Origin of the sequence: Microbacterium sp. LMC-P-041, assembly GCF_030209555.1 — a bacterium.
Lineage (GTDB): Bacteria > Actinomycetota > Actinomycetes > Actinomycetales > Microbacteriaceae > Microbacterium.
On the sequence record NZ_JARVRV010000008.1, the window covers coordinates 255792 to 274709 of the forward strand.

Annotated in this window: 16 protein-coding genes and 1 pseudogene; 7 read left to right on the top strand and 10 right to left on the bottom strand. The window is 69.8% G+C overall.

Going from position 1 to position 18918, the window contains the following annotated elements; all coding sequences use genetic code 11:
- Window positions 1-48 precede the first annotated feature (48 nt).
- The 3 genes from QRN21_RS15890 to QRN21_RS15900 are packed head-to-tail and all read right to left on the bottom strand — an operon-like array spanning window position 49 to window position 2550.
- Window positions 49-735: a response regulator gene (locus tag QRN21_RS15890; RefSeq protein WP_056277718.1), complete on the bottom strand. Its 687-nt coding sequence runs from the start codon at window positions 733-735 to the stop codon at window positions 49-51.
- Window positions 732-1847, bottom strand: a complete 1116-nt coding sequence (locus tag QRN21_RS15895) for a sensor histidine kinase (RefSeq protein ID WP_285365160.1) — start codon at window positions 1845-1847, stop codon at window positions 732-734. The genes QRN21_RS15890 and QRN21_RS15895 overlap by 4 nt, the downstream gene beginning before the upstream one ends.
- Window positions 1848-1851: 4 nt before the next feature.
- Window positions 1852-2550, bottom strand: coding sequence for a DUF2306 domain-containing protein (locus tag QRN21_RS15900; RefSeq protein ID WP_285365162.1), 699 nt, complete (start codon window positions 2548-2550; stop codon window positions 1852-1854).
- Between the two features lie 132 nt (window positions 2551-2682).
- Here QRN21_RS15900 and QRN21_RS15905 point away from each other — a divergent pair, with 132 nt between their 5' ends.
- Both QRN21_RS15905 and QRN21_RS15910 read left to right on the top strand, forming a co-directional pair.
- Window positions 2683-3699 carry an NAD(P)-dependent alcohol dehydrogenase gene (locus QRN21_RS15905; RefSeq protein WP_285365163.1) on the top strand — a complete coding sequence of 339 codons (1017 nt, stop codon included), beginning with the start codon at window positions 2683-2685 and terminating at the stop codon, window positions 3697-3699.
- A 63-nt stretch (window positions 3700-3762) separates the two neighbouring features.
- Window positions 3763-4278, top strand: a pseudogene (locus QRN21_RS15910) (PfkB family carbohydrate kinase); the annotation flags it as partial.
- 17 nt (window positions 4279-4295) lie between these two features.
- Here QRN21_RS15910 and QRN21_RS15915 read toward each other — a convergent pair.
- A complete protein-coding gene (locus QRN21_RS15915) occupies window positions 4296-5879 on the bottom strand; it encodes an SLC13 family permease (RefSeq protein ID WP_187249963.1) in 1584 nt (527 codons plus the stop codon).
- Window positions 5880-6187: 308 nt separating this feature from the next.
- On the opposite strand from QRN21_RS15915, the gene QRN21_RS15920 reads away from it, so the two are divergent.
- From QRN21_RS15920 to hrpB, 3 genes are all read left to right on the top strand, one after another.
- The gene (locus tag QRN21_RS15920; RefSeq protein WP_187249962.1) at window positions 6188-6616 is read left to right on the top strand and encodes a MarR family winged helix-turn-helix transcriptional regulator; all 429 of its coding nucleotides are present in this window, start codon (window positions 6188-6190) and stop codon (window positions 6614-6616) included.
- A 250-nt stretch (window positions 6617-6866) separates the two neighbouring features.
- On the top strand, window positions 6867-8468 hold the full coding sequence (locus QRN21_RS15925; RefSeq protein ID WP_053098808.1) for an SPFH domain-containing protein: 1602 nt from the start codon (window positions 6867-6869) through the stop codon (window positions 8466-8468).
- Between the two features lie 103 nt (window positions 8469-8571).
- The gene (gene hrpB, locus QRN21_RS15930) at window positions 8572-11124 is read left to right on the top strand and encodes an ATP-dependent helicase HrpB (protein ID WP_285365168.1); all 2553 of its coding nucleotides are present in this window, start codon (window positions 8572-8574) and stop codon (window positions 11122-11124) included.
- A gap of 7 nt (window positions 11125-11131) precedes the next feature.
- Here hrpB and QRN21_RS15935 read toward each other — a convergent pair whose 3' ends face one another.
- The 5 genes from QRN21_RS15935 to QRN21_RS15955 all read right to left on the bottom strand — a co-directional run bounded on the left by QRN21_RS15935 (window position 11132) and on the right by QRN21_RS15955 (window position 15665).
- Window positions 11132-11866 carry an ABC transporter permease gene (locus QRN21_RS15935; RefSeq protein ID WP_053098806.1) on the bottom strand — a complete coding sequence of 245 codons (735 nt, stop codon included), beginning with the start codon at window positions 11864-11866 and terminating at the stop codon, window positions 11132-11134.
- A complete protein-coding gene (locus QRN21_RS15940) occupies window positions 11863-12639 on the bottom strand; it encodes an ABC transporter ATP-binding protein (protein ID WP_285365171.1) in 777 nt (258 codons plus the stop codon). The genes QRN21_RS15935 and QRN21_RS15940 overlap by 4 nt, the downstream gene beginning before the upstream one ends.
- A gap of 96 nt (window positions 12640-12735) precedes the next feature.
- Window positions 12736-13332 carry a TetR/AcrR family transcriptional regulator gene (locus QRN21_RS15945; protein ID WP_285365173.1) on the bottom strand — a complete coding sequence of 199 codons (597 nt, stop codon included), beginning with the start codon at window positions 13330-13332 and terminating at the stop codon, window positions 12736-12738.
- Between the two features lie 34 nt (window positions 13333-13366).
- Window positions 13367-14119 carry an AAA family ATPase gene (locus QRN21_RS15950; RefSeq protein ID WP_056276942.1) on the bottom strand — a complete coding sequence of 251 codons (753 nt, stop codon included), beginning with the start codon at window positions 14117-14119 and terminating at the stop codon, window positions 13367-13369.
- Between the two features lie 52 nt (window positions 14120-14171).
- On the bottom strand, window positions 14172-15665 hold the full coding sequence (locus QRN21_RS15955) for an L-serine ammonia-lyase, iron-sulfur-dependent, subunit alpha (protein WP_285365175.1): 1494 nt from the start codon (window positions 15663-15665) through the stop codon (window positions 14172-14174).
- Between the two features lie 16 nt (window positions 15666-15681).
- Here QRN21_RS15955 and QRN21_RS15960 point away from each other — a divergent pair, with 16 nt between their 5' ends.
- On the top strand, window positions 15682-16101 hold the full coding sequence (locus QRN21_RS15960; RefSeq protein WP_285365183.1) for a prolipoprotein diacylglyceryl transferase: 420 nt from the start codon (window positions 15682-15684) through the stop codon (window positions 16099-16101).
- Between the two features lie 76 nt (window positions 16102-16177).
- Here QRN21_RS15960 and QRN21_RS15965 read toward each other — a convergent pair whose 3' ends face one another.
- On the bottom strand, window positions 16178-17908 hold the full coding sequence (locus QRN21_RS15965; protein WP_285365186.1) for an L-aspartate oxidase: 1731 nt from the start codon (window positions 17906-17908) through the stop codon (window positions 16178-16180).
- A gap of 71 nt (window positions 17909-17979) precedes the next feature.
- Here QRN21_RS15965 and QRN21_RS15970 point away from each other — a divergent pair, with 71 nt between their 5' ends.
- Window positions 17980-18912, top strand: a complete 933-nt coding sequence (locus QRN21_RS15970; RefSeq protein ID WP_056276933.1) for a LysR family transcriptional regulator — start codon at window positions 17980-17982, stop codon at window positions 18910-18912.
- Window positions 18913-18918: the final 6 nt, after the last annotated feature.

The window sequence follows — 18918 nt, forward strand, 5'->3', positions numbered from 1 at the left end:
CGGTGTTGGCTGCCGCGTACCGCGGACTGTCTCGACGCGTCCCGGCCGTCATCGATTCCGGTGTTCCCCGCCCGTGGCTCGCGGGCTCATGCGACCCGTCTGATGCGCCCAGATGGCGATCTCGACGCGATTGCGGACCCCGAGCTTGGTCATGAGGCTCGCCACGTGCGTCTTCACCGTGCTGAGGGTGATGAACAGCTCGCGCGCGATCTCGCCGTTGCTCAGACCCGCAGACACCTTCGCGAGCACCTGCTCCTCGCGCTCGGTCAGCGACTCGACCGGCGGCGGCGATGGTGCGGCGGCGGCCGATCCGGCGAAGGCCTCGAGCAGGCGCACCGTCACGTTGGGGGCGATCAGGGCATCACCGCTCGCTGCGGCGCGGATCGCCTGGGCGAGCAGCTCCGACCCGGCGTCCTTGAGCAGGAACCCTCTGGCGCCGGCCCGCAATCCCGCGAAGACGTACTCGTCGAGGTCGAAGGTCGTGATGAGGACGACCGCCATGGGATCGGGCACCCCTGGGCCGGCGAGCATCCGGGTCGCCTCGATGCCATCGAGGCCGGGCATCCGGATGTCGAACAGGCACACGTCCGGTCGCAGACTGCGGGCGAGGGCGACCGCTTCGGTGCCGTCGGCCGCCTGACCGACGACTTCGATGTCGGTTTGGGCGCCGAGGATCATGCTCAGTCCGGTGCGCACGAGTTCCTGATCGTCGGCGACGAGCACTCGGATCATCATGGCGCCCACCCGGCGCGGGGCAGCACCGCGTTGACGATCCATCCGCCGCCTGACGCCGGACCCGCCTCGCAGGCACCGCCGAGGAGGGCAGCACGCTCCCTCATGCCGATGATGCCGAAGCCGGGAGTCGGCGACGCGGCCACGTCTCCGTCGTTCGTCACTCTCAGGCGCACACCACCCGCGTCTGCCTCCACGCGGACGTCGACGCGGGTGACCTGTCGCGCGTGACGGAGGGCGTTGGTCACCGATTCCTGCGCGAGACGGAAGACGGCGGCAGCCACGGGTGGCGGGATGCTGTCGTCGTTGCGCGCGACCTCGACGACGACGACCGTTCCGCCCGGCCGCGTTCCGGCGAGCTGCGCGATGTCGTCCAGCTGCGCGCTCGGCGCAAGCTCGGCCGTCTCGCCCTGCCGCAGGACTCGCACCATCGACCTCAGCTCGCTCAGCGTCCTGGCCGCCTCCGCCTCGATCACGCCGAGCGCATCCTGCGCTGCGCGCGAGTCCCGCCCGGCCACCGCGATGCCCGCCTGGGCGCGGATCGCGATCGCCGAGACATGGTGGGCGACCGTGTCGTGCAGGTCGCGAGCCAGGTGCTCGCGCTCCAGCATCCGGATCCGGTCGAGGCTTCGTCGTCTCGATCCCGCCCGGTAGCGAAAGGCGATGCCGAACAGGGCGACCGTCAGCAGCAGCGCGAACCCCCCGACGAGTTCATCGAAGCCTTCCCCGCGGACGAATGTCAGCGCGAGGCTCGCCAGGAGGATGGCCGACCCGATCACGAGGTCGCGACCTGCCCCCCACCGGTACACGGCGTACACGTTCACCATCACGAAGAGACTCGAGTACAGCGCCGAGTCGGGCAGGAGCAGATCGACCGGCACCATCACGATGATGAGCATGAGAAGCGGCTTCGTGCGGCGCCACAGCACGGTCGGCAGCACGACGAGGAGGGCGATCACCGTGAACAGCGGCTGCGTCAGGTCGGTGCGGACGATGCCCTCGACCACGGCCAGGACGGCGACGAGGGCCAGGAGCACCCAATCCCGCCAGACTCGGGACGGCGGAGGGGGCACAGCGCTCGGCGCACTCCACACGGAACGCACGAGCCCGGTCACGCTGTCATGATACAAGCGCACCACGGCGCGACACCCCGCGCGTCCGCCGGCGAGAGCGGCGCCGGATGAGCAGCTCCGCCACGGCACTGTTGATCATGAACGCGGCGGCGACGAGCCATGCCTCACCGAAGGCGTCGACCTCACCGAGGGGGATCGTCCACAGCGCGAAGACGAGCGCCTGGGTTCCTCCCGACACGGCGGTGGCGTAGGCGCGGGTCATCCAGGCCCCGTGCGCCACGAAGTCGCGTCGTGTGATCGCGATCACGCCCCGCACGAGGAACAGGGTCATCGCCACGGCGAAGACGAGACGAACCATCGCGAGCGCGAGTTCATCCGGTGGACCACCGAAGAAGACCGCGAGCCAGGCCGCTGAGAGGGCCGCGACGAATCCTGCGGGAATCAGCACGCGGCCGGCCACGCGGTGCCAGACATGCCGCGTTCGCAGCGCGGGTGAGAACTGGAATGCCCCGAGAACGCAGTAGACGGTCATCGCCACGATGTGCGCGACGATCGCGACCGTCGACGCCAGGAGGAGAGCCCTCACGGGTTCCCCGCTCACCTCCTGAAGACGAAGCACTCCACCGATCACGGGAAGCACGCTGAGCAGCAGAAGGCCGGTGATCGCCGGCCACCCGCTCTTCGATCGCCGACGCCGCTCCTTCTGCTCGGGAGTCGATCCTGCGGCCTTCATCTGCTGCGACATGTCTCGATGCTCGTCTCATCGACCAGTCGGGGGCATCGGCCGTCAGCACGGACTCGGAACCGTACTTTCGGCCGAGCGGATCCGGGCTTCCTGGCCGATGACGAGCATCCCCGGGACGACAAGCATCGAGACATGACCAGTGACACGACCATGACCGCGGCCGTCTACCACCGCTTCGGCGCCCCTGAGGAGGTCCGCCTCGAACAGCGGGCGGTCCCCACGCCCCGGCCCAGCGATGTGCTCATCCGGGTGCACGCGAGCACCGTGAGCGTCGGCGATCATCGCGCCCGCGCTCGGGACATCCCGGCCGGCCTCGGGGTGCTCGCCGCAGTAGGACTCGGCGTGTTCCGTCCCAGTCGGCCGATCCTGGGCATGGATGCCGCGGGCGTCGTCGCGGCTGTCGGCTCGGGCGTCACCGCCTTCGCACCCGGCGACAGGGTGATCGCCTCGACCGGCGGAGCGTTCGGCGGTCATGCCGAGTACGTGCGCCTGTCTGCCGACGGCCCGATCACCAGAGCTCCCGACACGATGAGCTTCGAAGAGGCGGTGACGCTGGTGTTCGGCGGCATCACCGCGCAGTGCTTCTTCGCCCAGGTCGCGATCGGCCCCGGCACCTCCGTGCTCGTCAACGGAGCATCCGGCGCGGTCGGCACTGCCGCGATACAACTCGCGAAGCAGCTCGGAGCAGACGTCACCGCCGTCACGAGCGGCGGCAACGTCCCACTGGTCGCGTCCCTCGGCGCCGATCGGGTCATCGACTACACCCGCGAGGAGTTCGCGGCGGGGGGCGACACGTACGACGTGATCGTCGACTGCGTCGGCAATGCCCCTTTCAGCCGGGTGAAGACACTCATCAACCCCGGCGGTGCACTGCTGCTCGTCATCAGCGATCTGCGGTCGATGCTGACGAGCCGCGGGCACACTCGCCGGTCGGGAAAGCTCGTCACCTGGAACGTCGGCACGCCGGGCGCGGAGGACCTCGCCCACCTCGTGAGCCTCGCGGATTCCGGTCGCTTCCGGGCCGTCATCGACAGGACCTTCGAGCTGGCCGACATCGTCGAGGCGCACCGCCACGTCGACACCGGCCGCAAGCGGGGAAACGTGGTGCTGCGCATCCCCCAGCCCGGAGCGAACCACGCGCATGGGTGATGACCGGCAGCATCTCGCTCGACATCGCGGCTAACCGTCGCGGATGTCGAGGCATCGGCGAGCGCGGTCAGCCGTGCAGGCACGATCTGTCTGCAGTCTCAGCAACCGGGCGATGCACTGTCGGCCGCTCTGATGATCGCGCGACGAGCGGACGCGACGGTGGCGCTCGACGAAGCGCCCGAGCCGGAGGTTCGCGACGAACTGCTCGCCGGAGCGGACGTCGTGCGTGCCGACGCCACGGAAGCCGAAGGACTGACGGGGATCGCCGTGTCGAACCTGGACTCGGCTCACGAGGCGTGCCGGTGGCTGCTCGCTCGCGGACCCCGCATAGCGGCCGTGGAGGTGGCAGGCGAAGGCGACCTCGTCGTCTGGGAGGACGGCAGCGCCTACCGCGCACATGACGACGACGAGACCGTGGTGGACCGCACGGGAGGCGGCGACGGATTCTTCGTGGGACTCGTGCGGGGTATCGCGAACGGGTGGTCGATGGATCGCGTCGCGGATCTCGCTGCACGGGCTGCCGCGTCGACCGTGGCACGGCTGGGCGGTCGGCCGGAACTCGCGCACCTCGTGCGGTGATGCCGCGTGATCGGGAGTCAGAACGGCCAGATGAGCGGGACGTAGAGCACCGCGACGGCGACGTAGATCGCGACGAGTGGGAGACCGAGACGCCAGTAGTCACCGAATCGGTAGCCGGCGGGCTGCATGACCATGAGATTCACGGGTGTCGCGATCGGAGTCAGGAACGCAGCCGCTCCGACGACCGTGAGCGCCATCATGAACGGCTGCACGCTGACGCCCATGCTCGATGCGACCGACACCGCGATCGGCGCGATGACGAGCACGGTCGCCACGTTCGAGATGAACTGCCCGAGGATCACCGACGCGACGCAGATGGTGAGCAGAGCGAGATAGGGCGAGGTGTTGCCGACCAGCTGGAGAACCGCGTCGCCGACGAGATCGGCGGCGCCGGTGGAGACGAACGCCGATGACAGCGGGATCATCCCGGCGATGAGCGTGACAGTGGGCCACGAGATCGCCGAGAAGGTCTGCGTCACGGTGAGCACCCGCGTGACGATGAGGGCACCGGCCGCGAGAAGGCCAGCGATGACGGGCGGGACGACACCCGTGGCGAGGAGCACGACCATCGCCCCGAGGATCACCAGCGCGCGCCGCGCACCCCGGCCGAGCGGCACTGTCCGCTGCATCTGCTGGGGCGAGCTGACCGGAATCACATCGGGTGAGCTCGTATAGCGGTGCAGTGCCTCCCACGGCCCCTGGACGAGCACGGAGTCACCCGCCTGCAGCGTGACCGCGCCGATCGCCCTTCCGCCGACATCGCCCGGACGGCTGCCATGCCGGAGCGCGAGGATCACCAGGTCCTCCTGTCGCGTCGTCATCCCGGGCGAGACGACCCGGCCGATCAGGCTCGACCTCGGCCCGATGAGCACCTCTGCGACGCCCTCGCCGACCGTGAAGAGGCTGCCCGTATCGAGCGCGACGTCATACGTCTCGCGCCAGGCTCGTGCATCGTGACTCGGGTCGGCGGGCTCCTCGAGACGGTCCGGAACGCGCTCGGGCAGGAGCCTGTCTCCGAGCGCGAGCACGAGCACGACCGTCAGGACGACCATCGGGATGCCGACGATCGCGAACTCGAAATACCCGAACGCACGCCCACCGGCCTCCGCAGCCGCCTCGGACACGAGGATGTTGACCGGCGTTCCGGTGAGCGTCAGGAGCGACCCCGCTCCGGCGGCGAATGCGAGCGGGAGGAGCATGCGCGACGGCGCGATGCCTGCCCGTACCGCGACGAGCACCACGATCGGAAGGAGGGCAGCCACGGCACCGTTGATGCTGATCACCGCCGACAGCACGGCGGCCAGCAGACACACGATGAGCAGCAGGCGCGAACGGCTCTTGCCGGCGCGGCGCATGAGCTGCCGTCCCACCCACGACGTGACGCCCGTGGCATCCAGCGCCTCACTGACGATGAACAGAGCGACGATGAACAGGACGATGGGATCGCCGAACCCGGCGAAGGCGTCGCCGAGCGAGAGCACTCCCGTCGCCCACAGAGCGATGGGCACCGCCATCGCGACGATGACCATCGGGATGCGGTTCGACACGAACGCGATCACGGCCGCACCGAGTATGAGGAAGGTGATGATCTCGGGGTTCATCGTGTGTCTCCGGTGTCGGGGTGCGCATGAGAGCGAATGGGAAGGCTGTCGGCGGCGAGCGCGTCGTCCCCTGTTCAGGAGACATCACCATCTTCGCCTGCCCTCAGCCGGATCGCTGCGCAGGCCCTTCGAGATTTCCGTGACCAAACCGTTGCATTCGTTACCTCGCCGTTATAGAATGATCGCACGGTGAATGTTTGCTGTGGCATACACCGCATGTGATTGCAGGACACTCTTGGTGCAAGGGACAAGGGCCGGTCGGGAGCCTCTCCGACCGGCCCTTTACTGTTGCCAGTACGCTGTTCTCCATGACCGATCGCAAGCTCGCCCTCGAGGCCTGGGAGAGCCTGTTCCGTGCACAGCACGAGCTGTTCACGGAGATGAACACCGACTTCGATGACACCGATCTCGGGCAGGCGGAGTATGACGTACTGCTCACGGTGACCCGCTCCCCCGGCATGTCGGCCCGCCTGCGCGACGTCACGGCGAACATGCTGATCAGCCAGCCGAGCGTCTCGCGCCTCGTCGACCGCATGGTCGCCAGCGGACTCGTCTCGAAGTGCCCCGACCCCGACGACGGGCGCGGTGCGCTGATCAGGGCCACCGACGCGGGTGTGCGCCAGTTCCGCAGCGTCGCCACGGTGCATGGCCGGTCGATCGCCGAGCGGATGTCGCGCCTCGACGACGCCGAGCTGAAGACGCTCCGCGATCTGGCGGAGAAGCTCCGCGGTCGCTGACCCCGACGCACGCTCGCAGTCCGCGGTCGCTGACCGAACGAGCTCGGCGCATACGGAGGGTTTCCGCCGTACGGAGGATGTCGCGGCGCTGAGCCTCCTCCGTATCGCAGATCTCCTCCGCATCGCCGGGATCCGGCGGCATCCCGTCCCGACACCCTCCCCTCTTTTCTGGCAGGGTGGAGCGTGAACGCCCGCGCGGCCGCGCCGGCATCCACGACCGCCCCCTCGGGGGGAACCAGGGAGGTCATCCATGGAGATCGCCGGAATCGTCGGCATCCTGATCATCGTCGGGATCGGCATAGCCATCGCTATCGTCGTCCTGCTCATCCTGCTGCTGTTCGCACGCAGCTGGATCAAGGTGGCTCGCGCCGATGAGGCGCTCGTCATCTCGGGGCGCAAGCAGAAGGTGCAGCGGGCCGTCATCTCGGCCGACGGCACGACCAGAGACGAGATGTCGGAGTCGCCCGTCACGGTCATCGTGAACGGCAAGTCCCTCGTCAACCCGATCACCCAGCGCCACGAGATCATCTCGCTGCGCTCGCGTCAGGTGTCGCTCAACGCCGAGGCCCAGTCGCTCGACAGCGTCACCCTCAACGTCGACGGCGTCGCCATCGTGAAGATCGGCTCCGACCCCATCCTCGTGCGCCGCGCCGCCGAGCGTTTCGCCTCGCAGGACAAGGCGATCGAGCAGTTCACCACTGAGCAGCTCGAAGGTGCGCTCCGTGGAATCGTCGCGACGCTGTCTGTCGTCGAGCTCATGCGCGAGCGCAAGAAGTTCTCCGACCAGATCGCCGCCGACGTCTCGCAGGAGCTCGCCGAGCAGGGTCTGATCCTTGACTCGTTCCAGATCAAGGGCATCACCGACAAGGTCGGCTACATCCAGTCGCTCGGTGCTCCCGAGATCCAGGCGAAGCGTCAGTCTGCCGAGATCTCGCAGACCAACGCCGACCGCGCGATCAACCAGAAGAACATCGCCAACCAGGAAGCCAACCTGGTCGAGCAGACGGCTCTCGACACGAACACCGCCAACGCCAACGCCGGCATCGGTCGGGCTCGCGCCGAGGCCGAGCAGGCCGAGAACCTCGCCCGCGAGCAGGCTCAGCAGGCCGTGCTGCAGCAGCAGGCGGAGAACCGCCAGGCCCAGCTCGACGCCGACGTCAAGCGCGTCGCCGACGCACAGCGCTATGAGGCAGAGACCCGGGCACAGGCCGAGCTCTACACGCGTGAGCGTGCGGCGGAGGCGGGCGCGATCGAGCAGGTGAAGCAGGCCGAGGCCCGCACCCGCATCGCCGAGCAGCAGGCGCAGGCCGACAAGGCCAAGGCCGACGGTGAGGCCGCAGCCGCGATCGCCCGAGCCACCGGTGAGGCCGACGCACTGCGTGCGCAGGCCGAGGCCGAGTCCGAGGCCCGCCGACTGCGCGCGAACGCCGAAGCAGACGCCATCCGCGCCGAGGGTGAGGCGCGAGCCGCCGCCGTCGAGGCAGAGGCGAAGGCCATCGCCTCGAACCAGGACGCGTTCCTGTCGCAGCGGGTGCTCGACACCCTGCCGTCGATCATGGCCGAGTTCTCGAAGGGCTACGCCGCGATCGGCAGCGTCTCGATCATCGGCGGCTCCGGCGAGGACGGCGCGTCGAGCGTCGTCGGCGCCGACAGCGCGAAGGCACTCAAGTCGGTGTTCGACAGCGTCAGCGCGGCGACCGGCCTCGACCTCGCGTCGATCATCCAGGGCCAGGCCGTGGGTCGCGGGATCGGCGAAGGCGTGGCTGCGGCATCCGCACCGTCCACGCCGACCCGCCAGTCTGCGCCGACCACCCCGCCGCCGCCGGCACCTCCGGCTCCCGCAGCGGAGTAGTCAGCACACAGCGCACAGCGGATGCCGCGGCCGATTCGGTCGCGGCATCCGTCGTCTCCGCCACCCGTGCTCCATGACTCCGGAGACCAGGCAGACTGAGGGAATGACCGCCGCCGCCTTCGACCTCGCCGCCATCGGCGCCGGGCTCTCGTTCGCGGCCGCGCTGGACGAACTCGGGGCCGCGCTCGACGGGAGCGGATCAGTGGTCGTGAGCGCCCCGCCCGGCACGGGCAAGACCACTCTCGTGCCGCCGCTGCTGGCGTCACGGTCGTCCGGGCGCGTGATCGTCACCCAGCCTCGCCGCGTCGCGGCTCGCGCCGCAGCCCGCCGCCTCGCTCATCTCGACGGCTCGGCGCTCGGCACCCGCGTGGGCTTCACCGTGCGCGGCGAGCGGTCGGCAGGTGCGGCGACCCGCATCGAGTTCGTCACCGCCGGAGTGCTGCTGCGTCGCATGATCGACGACCCCGGCCTCGACGGTGTGGATGCCGTCATCCTCGATGAGGTGCACGAGCGCGCACTCGAGACCGACCTGCTGATCGGCCTGCTCTCGGAGGTCCGCGAGCTGCGCGACGACCTCGTGGTCGTCGCCATGTCGGCGACGCTGGATGCCGCGCGCATCGCCTCCGTCCTCGGCACCGACGACCTGCCCGCGCCGATCGTCGACCACGCTGTGCCGGCGTTCCCTCTCACCGAGCGCTGGGCTCCCAGCCCGACGCCGCGCCTCGATGAGCGCGGTGTGACCTGGGGCTTCCTCGACCACGTCGCACGCACGACGACAGCGGCCGCACTCGAGCTGGTCCGCGAGAACCCTCGGGCCGATGTGCTGGTGTTCGCCCCGGGCGCGCGGGAGGTGTCGGAGATCGCCCGCCGCATCCGCGATGCGAGCGCGGCGTTCGACGTGCGAGAGCTGCACGGTCAGATCCCCGCGGCGGAGCAGGATGCCGTGATCCGCGGGCGTCGACCGGATGAGCCTCCGCGCATCATCGTGACGACCTCGCTCGCGGAGTCGTCGCTCACCGTGCCCGGAGTGCGCCTCGTCGTCGACAGCTGTCTGTCGCGGCATCCGCAACGTGATGCCGCGCGCGGCATGACGGGTCTGGTCACGACTGCCGCGTCGCGCTCGTCATGCGTGCAGCGCGCCGGTCGCGCCACGCGCCAGGGCCCGGGCATCGTCATCCGCTGCGTCGACGAACGCACCTATGCGGCCGCCCCGGCCCGCCCGACACCCGAGATCGCGGTGACCGACCTCGCGGATGCCGCCCTGCTGCTCGCCTGCTGGGGTGCCCCGGGTGCAGAAGGCCTGCGCATGATCGACCCGCCGCCCCGAGACAACCTGGCCGATGCCGTCTCGGTGCTGCGCGGTCTCGGCGCGATCGACGACGAGGGCCGCGCCACGGCCGAGGGTCGAGCTCTCGCCCGGATCCCCGCCGACCCCCGGCTCGCCCGCGCTCTCCGTGACGGCGGCTCGGTCGTCGGCAGCCGTCTCGCCGCAGAGGTCGTCGCCGTGCTCGGCGGCGACCTGCGCATCGCCGAGGCCGACGTCGCACAGGCGCTCATCACCCTGCGCGGCGGACGGACACCGGACGCTCGCCGCTGGCGTGACGACGCGAACCGCCTCGAGCGCATGGTCGCTCCGGCGGGGGACGTGCGATCGAGTCTCGACGGCGTCGGACTCGTGATCGCACTGGCGTTCCCCGACCGGATCGCGCATCGCGTCGAACGCACCGCGGACGGAGCGGTCTTCCTCCTGGCATCCGGAACCCGTGCCGGAGTCACCGGCCCGCTCGCCGCAGTCGAGTGGCTCGCGGTCGCCGACGTCGCGCGGGCCACGGCGCGAGTGGCGGCCGGGTCAGGCGCGATCATCCGATCCGCGGCTGTGCTCACGGAAGCCCAGATGGAACGCGCTGCGAGCCACCTGCTGACCGACCGGGTCGAGGCGGAGTTCACGGGAGGCCGCGTGCAGGCGCGCCGTGAGCGCCGCGTCGGTGCGATCCTGCGTTCGTCCTCGCCCGTGCGCCCCTCTGCTCGAGAGGGGCGGGATGCCGTGCGCCGCGCGGTCCTGCGCGACGGGCTCGGCATGTTCGCCTGGTCGGATGCCGCGACCGCGTTCCGACGCCGATTGGCCCTGCTGCGGCGAGAGCTCGGCGGCCCGTGGCCCGACGTGTCGAATTCCGGGCTGCTCAGCACTCTCGATGACTGGCTCGCTCCCGAGCTCGACACCCTGGCGGGCGGCACCCCCGCAGCGCGAGTGGATCTGTCCTCGGCTCTGCGTCGACTGCTGCCCTGGCCCGAGGCGGCGCGCCTCGACGAGCTCGCACCCGAGCGCCTCGCGGTGCCGAGCGGATCCCGTATCCGCATCACCTACCCCGACCCGGACGACACCTCGGCACCCCCGGTCGTCGCTGTGAAGCTGCAGGAGTGCTTCGGCTGGGCCGAGACTCCTCGACTGGTCGACGGACGCGTGCCGGTGCTGTTCCACCTGCTGTCGCCCGCGGGGCGCCCTCTCGCGGTCACCGACGACCTCGCCTCGTTCTGGTCGGGCCCCTACGCCCAGGTTCGCGCCGAGATGCGAGGGCGCTACCCGAGGCATCCCTGGCCGGAGGACCCGTGGGCGGCCGTGCCCACGAAGCACACCAAGAACCGCGCCGCGCGCTGACCCTGCCTCACGCGGTGCGACGTCGCAGGGTCAGCGATGCGAGGACGAGCGCCCCGACTCCGAAGGCGACGACGACCAGCAGGGGTCCGTACACGTCCCACCCCTCGTCGCCGGCCGTGACGGCGTTGATCGTGTCGATCGCATAGCTCAGCGGCAGCCAGTCCGAGATGGCGTACAGCACGTCGGGCATCTGATCGCGCGGCATGAAGAGCCCGCCGAGGATGATCTGCGGGAAGACGAGCAGCGGCATGAACTGCACCGCCTGGAACTCGGTCTGCGCGAACGCGCTCGCGAGGAGCCCAAGGGCGGTGCCCAGGAGAGCGTCGACGACGGCGACGAGCCCGAGCTGCCAGAGCTCACCGTCGACGTCGAGCCCGCAGACGCCGACCGCGAACGACACGGTGATGATCGCCTGCAGCAGCGCCATCAGCCCGAACGCCAGGGCATAGCCGAGAATGAAGTCGGCTTTGCCGAGCGGAGTGGTCATCAGACGTTCGAGGGTGCCGGAGCGTCGCTCCCGCAGAGTGGTGATCGAGGTGATCAGGAACATCACGATGAACGGGAACAGCGCGAGGATCGCTCCCCCGAACTGATCGAACACACCGTCCTGATCGCTGAAGAGCCACGCGAAGAGTCCGACCAGCAGGCTCGGCGCGATCAGCATCAGCGCGATCGACCGAGGATCGTGCCGCAGCTGTCCGAGCACCCGGGCGGCGGTGGCGAGCATCCGACCGCCGTTCATTCCGAGGCCTCCCGCCGTGCGCGCCGGGTGCTGCCCGCCGCTGGACCCCCGGTCGCTCTGCTGTCCCGCTCGATCAGGGCGAGGAACGCCGCCTCGGGATCCGTCGTGCCCGTGTCGGCGAGCAGTCCGGCTGGGTCCGTGTCGGCGATGATCCGCCCGCTCCGCATCAGCACGAGCCGATCGCATCGCAGCGCCTCGTCCATCACGTGACTCGAGACGATCATGGTGACGCCGCGCGCGGCGAGGCCGCGGAACAGGTCCCACAGTTCGGCGCGCAGCACGGGGTCGAGGCCGACCGTGGGTTCGTCGAGGACGATGAGCTCGGGGGATCCGATCAGTGCCATCCCCAGCGAGATGCGCGTCGCCTGGCCACCGCTGAGCGAGTCGACGAGCTGGGCGGCCTGCGCCCGAAGCCCGACCTCGTCGAGCACCCGGTCGACGTCGCCCTTCGGTGCTTTCAGCACCGCCGCCAAGTACGAGAGGTTCTGCCGGACGGTGAGATCGCCGTACACGGCGGCACCCTGTGTTCCGTACGCCACCCGATGACGCAGCCGCGGCGATCCGCCCGGCTCCCCCAGCACCGTCACCATGCCGGCGGTGATCCGCTGCACACCCACGATCGAGCGCATCAGCGTGGTCTTGCCGCATCCCGAGGGACCCAGCAAGCCGGTGATCTCGCCCCGGGGGATCACCAGGTCGACACCGTCGAAGACCTGCGTCCTTCCCCGTCGCACTCGCAGCCCCGAGATCTCGACCGCCGCGTTATTCATCATGTGATGAATTATGCGCCGTGCGAGTCGCGGGGTCAACGGGTACTCGTGCCCGAAGCCGAGGCGGGATGCAGGCGGCAGAGCGGCGCGTGGCCCGCGCTATTCGAAGAGGTAGCGCTGCACGGTCGGTCCGACCCGCAAGACGATGTCATCGACGGATGCCGAGGCGATCGGTGCGAGCCGCAGCACGTAGCGCGTGAGCAGCAGGCCGGCGATCTGCGAGGCGACGAGTGTGGCGCGCAGCTCGGCATCCGCGATGCCGAGCGTCTTCGCGATCCGGCCGATGAGTTCGCGCGAGAGGAACCCCGCGAGAAGGGGCGTGGTGAGCCGGCTGCCGATCGCCGTCCGAATGAGCATGACCCCGCGGCGACGGATGTCGGGCTGCTCGAAGGCCTCGAGCACGTACCGCACGAGACGCTCGCCGACGGCGTCACGCGGACCCGCGACGATGGCCGGCACGTCGATGTCGGGGCGCAGCGGAATGCCGACCGCCTCAGCGAAGAGGTCTGCCTTCGTGCCGAAGTAGTGGTGCACGAGCGCCGAGTCGACGTCGGCACGAGCCGCGATCGAGCGCACCGTCGTGCCGTCGTATCCGTGCTCGCCGAACTCGTCGACTGCGGCGGCGATGATGCGTTCGCGCGCATCGGACACGCCACGCGGACGCCCGCGCTTCTTGGGCGCACGCTGCTCGGTCATGGCGCCAGCCTACGACCAGATCTGCGCGCTCCCCTCAGTCGAGCAGATGCCGCAGGTACCGCGGCGGGTCCTGCAGGAACGACCGCCAGTGGTTCACCAGCTCGAGGTCGTTCCACTCGGCGGGACGGATGCCCCACTCCCCCACTTCGAGGATGCGAGCTCCCGGCAGCGCGGCGAGCACCGGCGAGTGCGTCGCGCACAGCACCTGACCACCGTCGTCGACGATGCGCTGCAGCACCGCGATGAGGGCGAGGGTGGACTGGAACGAGAGCGCTGCCTCTGGCTCGTCGAGACAGTAGAAGCCGGGTTCATCGAATCGACTGTCGAGCAGAGCGAGGAAGGACTCGCCGTGGCTCATCTCGTGGAACGCCACGTCGCCCCTCGCGGAGGGATTCTCTTCGAGGTAGGTGTAGAACGAGTGCATCGTCTCGGCTCGCAGGAAGAATCCCCAGCGGTTGGCTCCGACTCCGCGCTGCAGCTGCAGCCACTCCGACAGCGGCGACTCGCTGGGGCGCGTGCTGTGCATCGCCTGGCGGGACCCTCCCTCGGGCGAGAGCCCGTAGGCGACGGCGATGCCCTCGACGATCGTCGACTTGCCGCTGCCGTTCTCGCCGACGAGGAAGGTCACCCCGGGAGCGAGATCGATGCCTTCCTCGAGCACCTGGGCGACGGCGGGAATGGTGGTCGGCCACATGCGGCCGGAATCCGGCGCGTCACCATTCGCGCGCACGGCGACGATGGGCTGCTCCCGCCGCCTGCGACTGCCCGGGGTCCAGATCGATTCCATGCGCGCCTCCTCAGAGGAGGCTATCCGCAGCCGCCGACGCGCCCGGCGTGACTCAGCACTCGATGACGTTGACCGCGAGACCACCCTCGCTGGTCTCCTTGTACTTGGTCGACATGTCGATTCCGGTCTGGCGCATCGTCTCGACCACCGCGTCGAGGGAGACGTAGTGGCTGCCGTCGCCGCGCAGCGCCAGACGGGCGGCCGTCACCGCCGTCGACGCGGCGATCGCATTGCGCTCGATGCACGGAATCTGCACGAGGCCGCCGATCGGGTCGCAGGTGAGCCCGAGGTGGTGCTCCATCGCGATCTCGGCGGCGTTCTCGATCTGCCGGTTGGTGCCGCCCATCACGGCGGTGAGCCCTCCGGCAGCCATCGCGCAGGCCGAGCCGACCTCGGCCTGGCAGCCGCCCTCGGCCCCCGAGATCGAGGCGTTGGCCTTGAACAGCGAGCCCAGCGCCGTGGCCGTGAGGAGGAACCGACGGATGCCACGGCGGCGGTTCGCGTCGGCGACGGCGTCGTCGTCCTCGGCCTGCGCCGCCTCGATCGCCCGCGTGCCGTCGAAGCCGAGCAGCGCACTGCCGACGAGTTCTCCGTACGGCGTCACGGCATTGCCCGCACCGAGGCCCGAATCCGCCAGGAACCGCCACCAGTACATCGCGACGGCGGGGAGGATGCCGGCCGCGCCGTTGGTCGGCGCCGTGACGACGCGACCGCCCGCCGCGTTCTCTTCGTTGACCGCGAGCGCGAAGGCACCGAGCCACTCTCCCGGCAGCTCGCGATGACCGTCGGCCTCCGCCTCCTCGAGCTGCGCGCGGATCATGCTCGCCCGCCTCTTGACCTTGAGCATCCCCGGCAGGACGCCGTCCGAGTGCAGTCCGTTCTCGACGCACGCAGCCATGGCGTCCCAGATCGCATCGAGTCCGGCGGCGACCTCTTCTTCCGAGCGCTCAGCGGTCTCGTTGAGTCGCGCGATCTCGGCGATCGACAGTCCGTGCTCGTCGCACAGTGCGAGCAGCGACGCGGCGTCGGCATACGAGTAGGGCAGTGGGGCCGAGGCGAGCTTCGCCTCCTCGCCGTCCCGGCGGATGAACCCGCCGCCGACGGAGTAATAGGTCTCTTCGGCGACGACACCGCCGGCATCGTCCCGGGCGGTGATGGTCATCGCGTTCGGATGACCGGGCAGCCGGGTTCGCGGCTCGAAGACGATGTCGGCCTTCGAGAACGGGATCTCATGGACCCCGTCGACGCGCACCGTGGCGCCGTCGCGAAGGTCGGTCCAGGCGGCGCGCACGTCGGCCGGGTCGCAGCTCTCCGGCGACAGCCCGCGAAGGCCCGCGACGACCGCATCCGGCGTGCCGTGACCGACTCCGGTGGCGCCGAGAGAGCCGTACAGCGTGCATCCGATGCGGGCGACGCGATCGAGAGCTCCGGACGAGCGCAGGCGCTGAGCGAACGCGAGGGCCGCCCGCATCGGCCCGACCGTGTGGGAGCTCGAGGGGCCCACTCCGATGGAGAAGAGATCGAAGGCCGAGACGTACGCTGTCACCTCCTCAGCCTACGTCGTGCGCAGGAAGACGGACGCTCCGGAGGCTGTCGTCAAGGCCCTTCTCGCCTCGCAGCCGCTGACGGATGCTGGGGGTGCACTCGATGCGAAAGGGACGATCATGACGAACAGCACGCCCGAGCAGGACCCGACCTCCGGCCTCGACCCCGAGGCCCAGACCCCCACTCCCACGCCCTCGTCCGGCGATGCCGGCGAGTTCAAGGATCCGGCGAACACCGCCGAGAAGCCGGCGGAGGCGGAGTCCCCCGAAGACGCGGATCCGTCGGAGGTTCCGAGCAACGACGAACTCGAAGAGCCGAGCACCGAGAAGGAGCCCTCGGAAGAGCCCAAGGCTCCGTCGCGAAACGACCCCGAGCCCGACCATGAGGCGGTCGGGATCGGGGTCATCGACGGTCCGGAGACCGACGAGGGCGACTGAGCGACTCCTACCTCGCTCGACCACCCCACCGCTCCCGTCGCGATGCACCCTGCGACGGGAGCGAGTTCGGATGCGGCTATTCGACGAGCTTGCCCTCGGTGTCGACCTCGCGCATGAGCTCGGCGATCTCGGCGGGGATCTCCGGGATCGACTCGCGCGTGACTCCGCCGGTCGGCGACCAGACGAGGTTGACCTGCAGCGTCGGGTCGGTGTCGGGGTAGTCGCTGCGGTTGTGACATCCGCGCGTCTCCCGACGCTCCAGCGCCGCCTCGAGAGTGGCTCGGGCGGCGAGCGCCGATGCCTTGAGGTCGAAGGCATGCGCGAGATCCTGGAATCCGGCGATGTCCGGGTGGATGCCGATGTCCTCCATCCGCCCCTCGATCATGTCGAGTTCGGCGAGGCCGGCACGGAGTCCGTCCTCCGACCGCACGACACCGGCGTGCTGGGTCATGGTGTTGCGGATCGCGCGCTGCAGAGCTCGCACATTCTCGCGACCGTCGGCCGTGAGAAGGTCGTCGATCTCGGCGCGGGCCTGGGCGACCGCGTCCGCCGAGCGGCGCTGAGCGTCGAGCCCCGCGGCATGCGCCATGGCCGCCTGCCCGACGATGCGCCCGTAGACGAGCAGCTCGATGAGCGAATTGCCGCCGAGGCGGTTGGCTCCGTGCAGGCCGCTCGATGCCTCGCCGATCGCGTAGAGCCCGTCGACGTCGGTCTGGTGGTCGTCGGGACGCACCCACACGCCACCCATCGAGTAGTGCGCGGTGGGCGCGATCTCGATCGGATCGGTCGTGATGTCGAGCATCTGCAACTCCATCATCGTCTGGTAGACGCGGGGCAGACGGGTCATGATCGTCTCGCGCGGCAGATGGGAGACGTCGAGCCAGACGCCGCCGTTCTCGGTGCCCCGCCCTTCGGCGATCTCGGTGTACGCGGCGAGCGCGACACGGTCGCGTGTCGAGAGCTCCATGCGCTCAGGATCGTACTTCGACATGAAGCGCTCACCGAGGGCGTTGCGCAGGATCCCGCCCTCGCCGCGGGCCGCCTCCGAGATCAGGGTCCCGGCGGCGTTCTCGGGCTCGATGATCCCGGACGGGTGGAACTGCACGAGCTCCGGGTCCCGCAGGCGGGCGCCCGCATCGACCGCGAGCCGGAACGAGTCTCCGGTGTTCTCGTCCCGTCGTGACGAGGTGCGGCGCCAGATGCGGTTGTGCCCGCCCGCGGCGAGGATCACGGCATCCGCGTGGATGAGGTAGCGCGTGCCGTCCGACTGGTCGAAGCCATAGGCGCCGAAGACGACGTTGTCGCGCACGAGCAGACGCGTGATGTAGACGTGGTCGAGGATCGGCACCTCGAGCTGTTCGGCCTTCGCGACGAGGGTGCGCTGGATCTCGAGACCCGTGTAGTCGCCGGCGAAGGCCGTGCGACGGAAGGTGTGCGCCCCGAAGAACCGCTGCGAAATGCGGCCGTCGTCCTCGCGGGCGAAGTCCATGCCCCAGCGCTCGAGATCCCGGATGCCGCGCTCGGCCCCCTGCGTCACGATCTCGACCGTGTGCGGGTTGGCGAGCAGGTAGCTCTCCTTGATCGTGTCGGCGGCGTGCTGTTGCCAGCTGTCGGCCTCGTCCATGGTGCCCAGCGCGGCGTTGATGCCGCCGGCGGCGAGAGAGGTGTGCGCGTCCTGGCGCGGGCGCTTGCCGACGGCGAGGACGTCGATGCCGTGCTCGGCGACCTCGATCGCCGCCCGCAGCCCGGAGCCGCCGGTGCCGATGACCAGGACCGTGGTGGAGATCTGACGTTCGCGAGTGCTCATGCCTTCCACGCTAAGTACGGTGCCCCGATAACTCCAATGCATTGTTCTACTGGTATCGATACACTGAAAACATGAACCTCGAGCAGCTCCGCGGGTTCGTCGAGGTCGCCCGCCTCGGCCATTTCACCCGCGCCTCCGAGCACCTGCACCTCGCGCAGCCGTCGCTGAGCCGACAGATCTCGACACTCGAACGCGAGCTCGGCGCCGAGCTCTTCCACCGGGCGCGCGGGCACATCGGACTCACCGCCGCCGGAGAGGCCCTGCTCCCCCGCGCTCAGCGCATGCTCGCCGAGTCCGACGCGATCCGCGAGGAGATGGCCGAACTCGCCGGACTCCGCCGTGGCCGCGTGCGACTCGGCGCACCGCCCACCCTCTGCATCAGCCTCGTCGCCGAGGCGATCAGCACCTTCCACGCCGCGCACCCGGGCGTCGACCTGCACCTCACCGAGAGCGGGTCGAGGCTGCTCGTCGATCAGCTGGCCGTGGGCGCCGTCGACATCGCTCTCATCACGGAGTCGGAAGGTCCGCCGCCGTCGGGCTTCAGCCTGACGCGCATGCCGCTGCTGACCGAAGAGCTGGTGGTCGTGTCCGCGGCATCCGAGCCTCCCGTCTCGACCTCCACGGTGATGAGCCTCGCCCACCTCGCCACCCTGCCGCTGATCGCGCTCGACGAGACCTATGAGCTGCGGGCGACGACCGATGCGGCCTTCCGCTCGGCAGGGCTGACCCCGAACTTCGTCCTCGAAGGCGCCGAGATGGACGCGCTGCTCCGCTTCGTCGAACGAGGCGTCGGCGTGGCCGTGGTTCCGGCGATGGTGCTGCTCGATCAGCCGGCGCTGCGGTCGGTCAGGATCTCGCACCCGATGATGAGGCGCACGGTGAGCCTGGCCCACCGTGCGGACGTCACGCCGGCCGTCGCGGTGGCCGCGATGCGTCACGTGATCGTCGGCACGGCCGCTGAGGTCGCCCGCCGAGACCCTGCCATCACGAGCCTGCTCGACTGAGGTCGC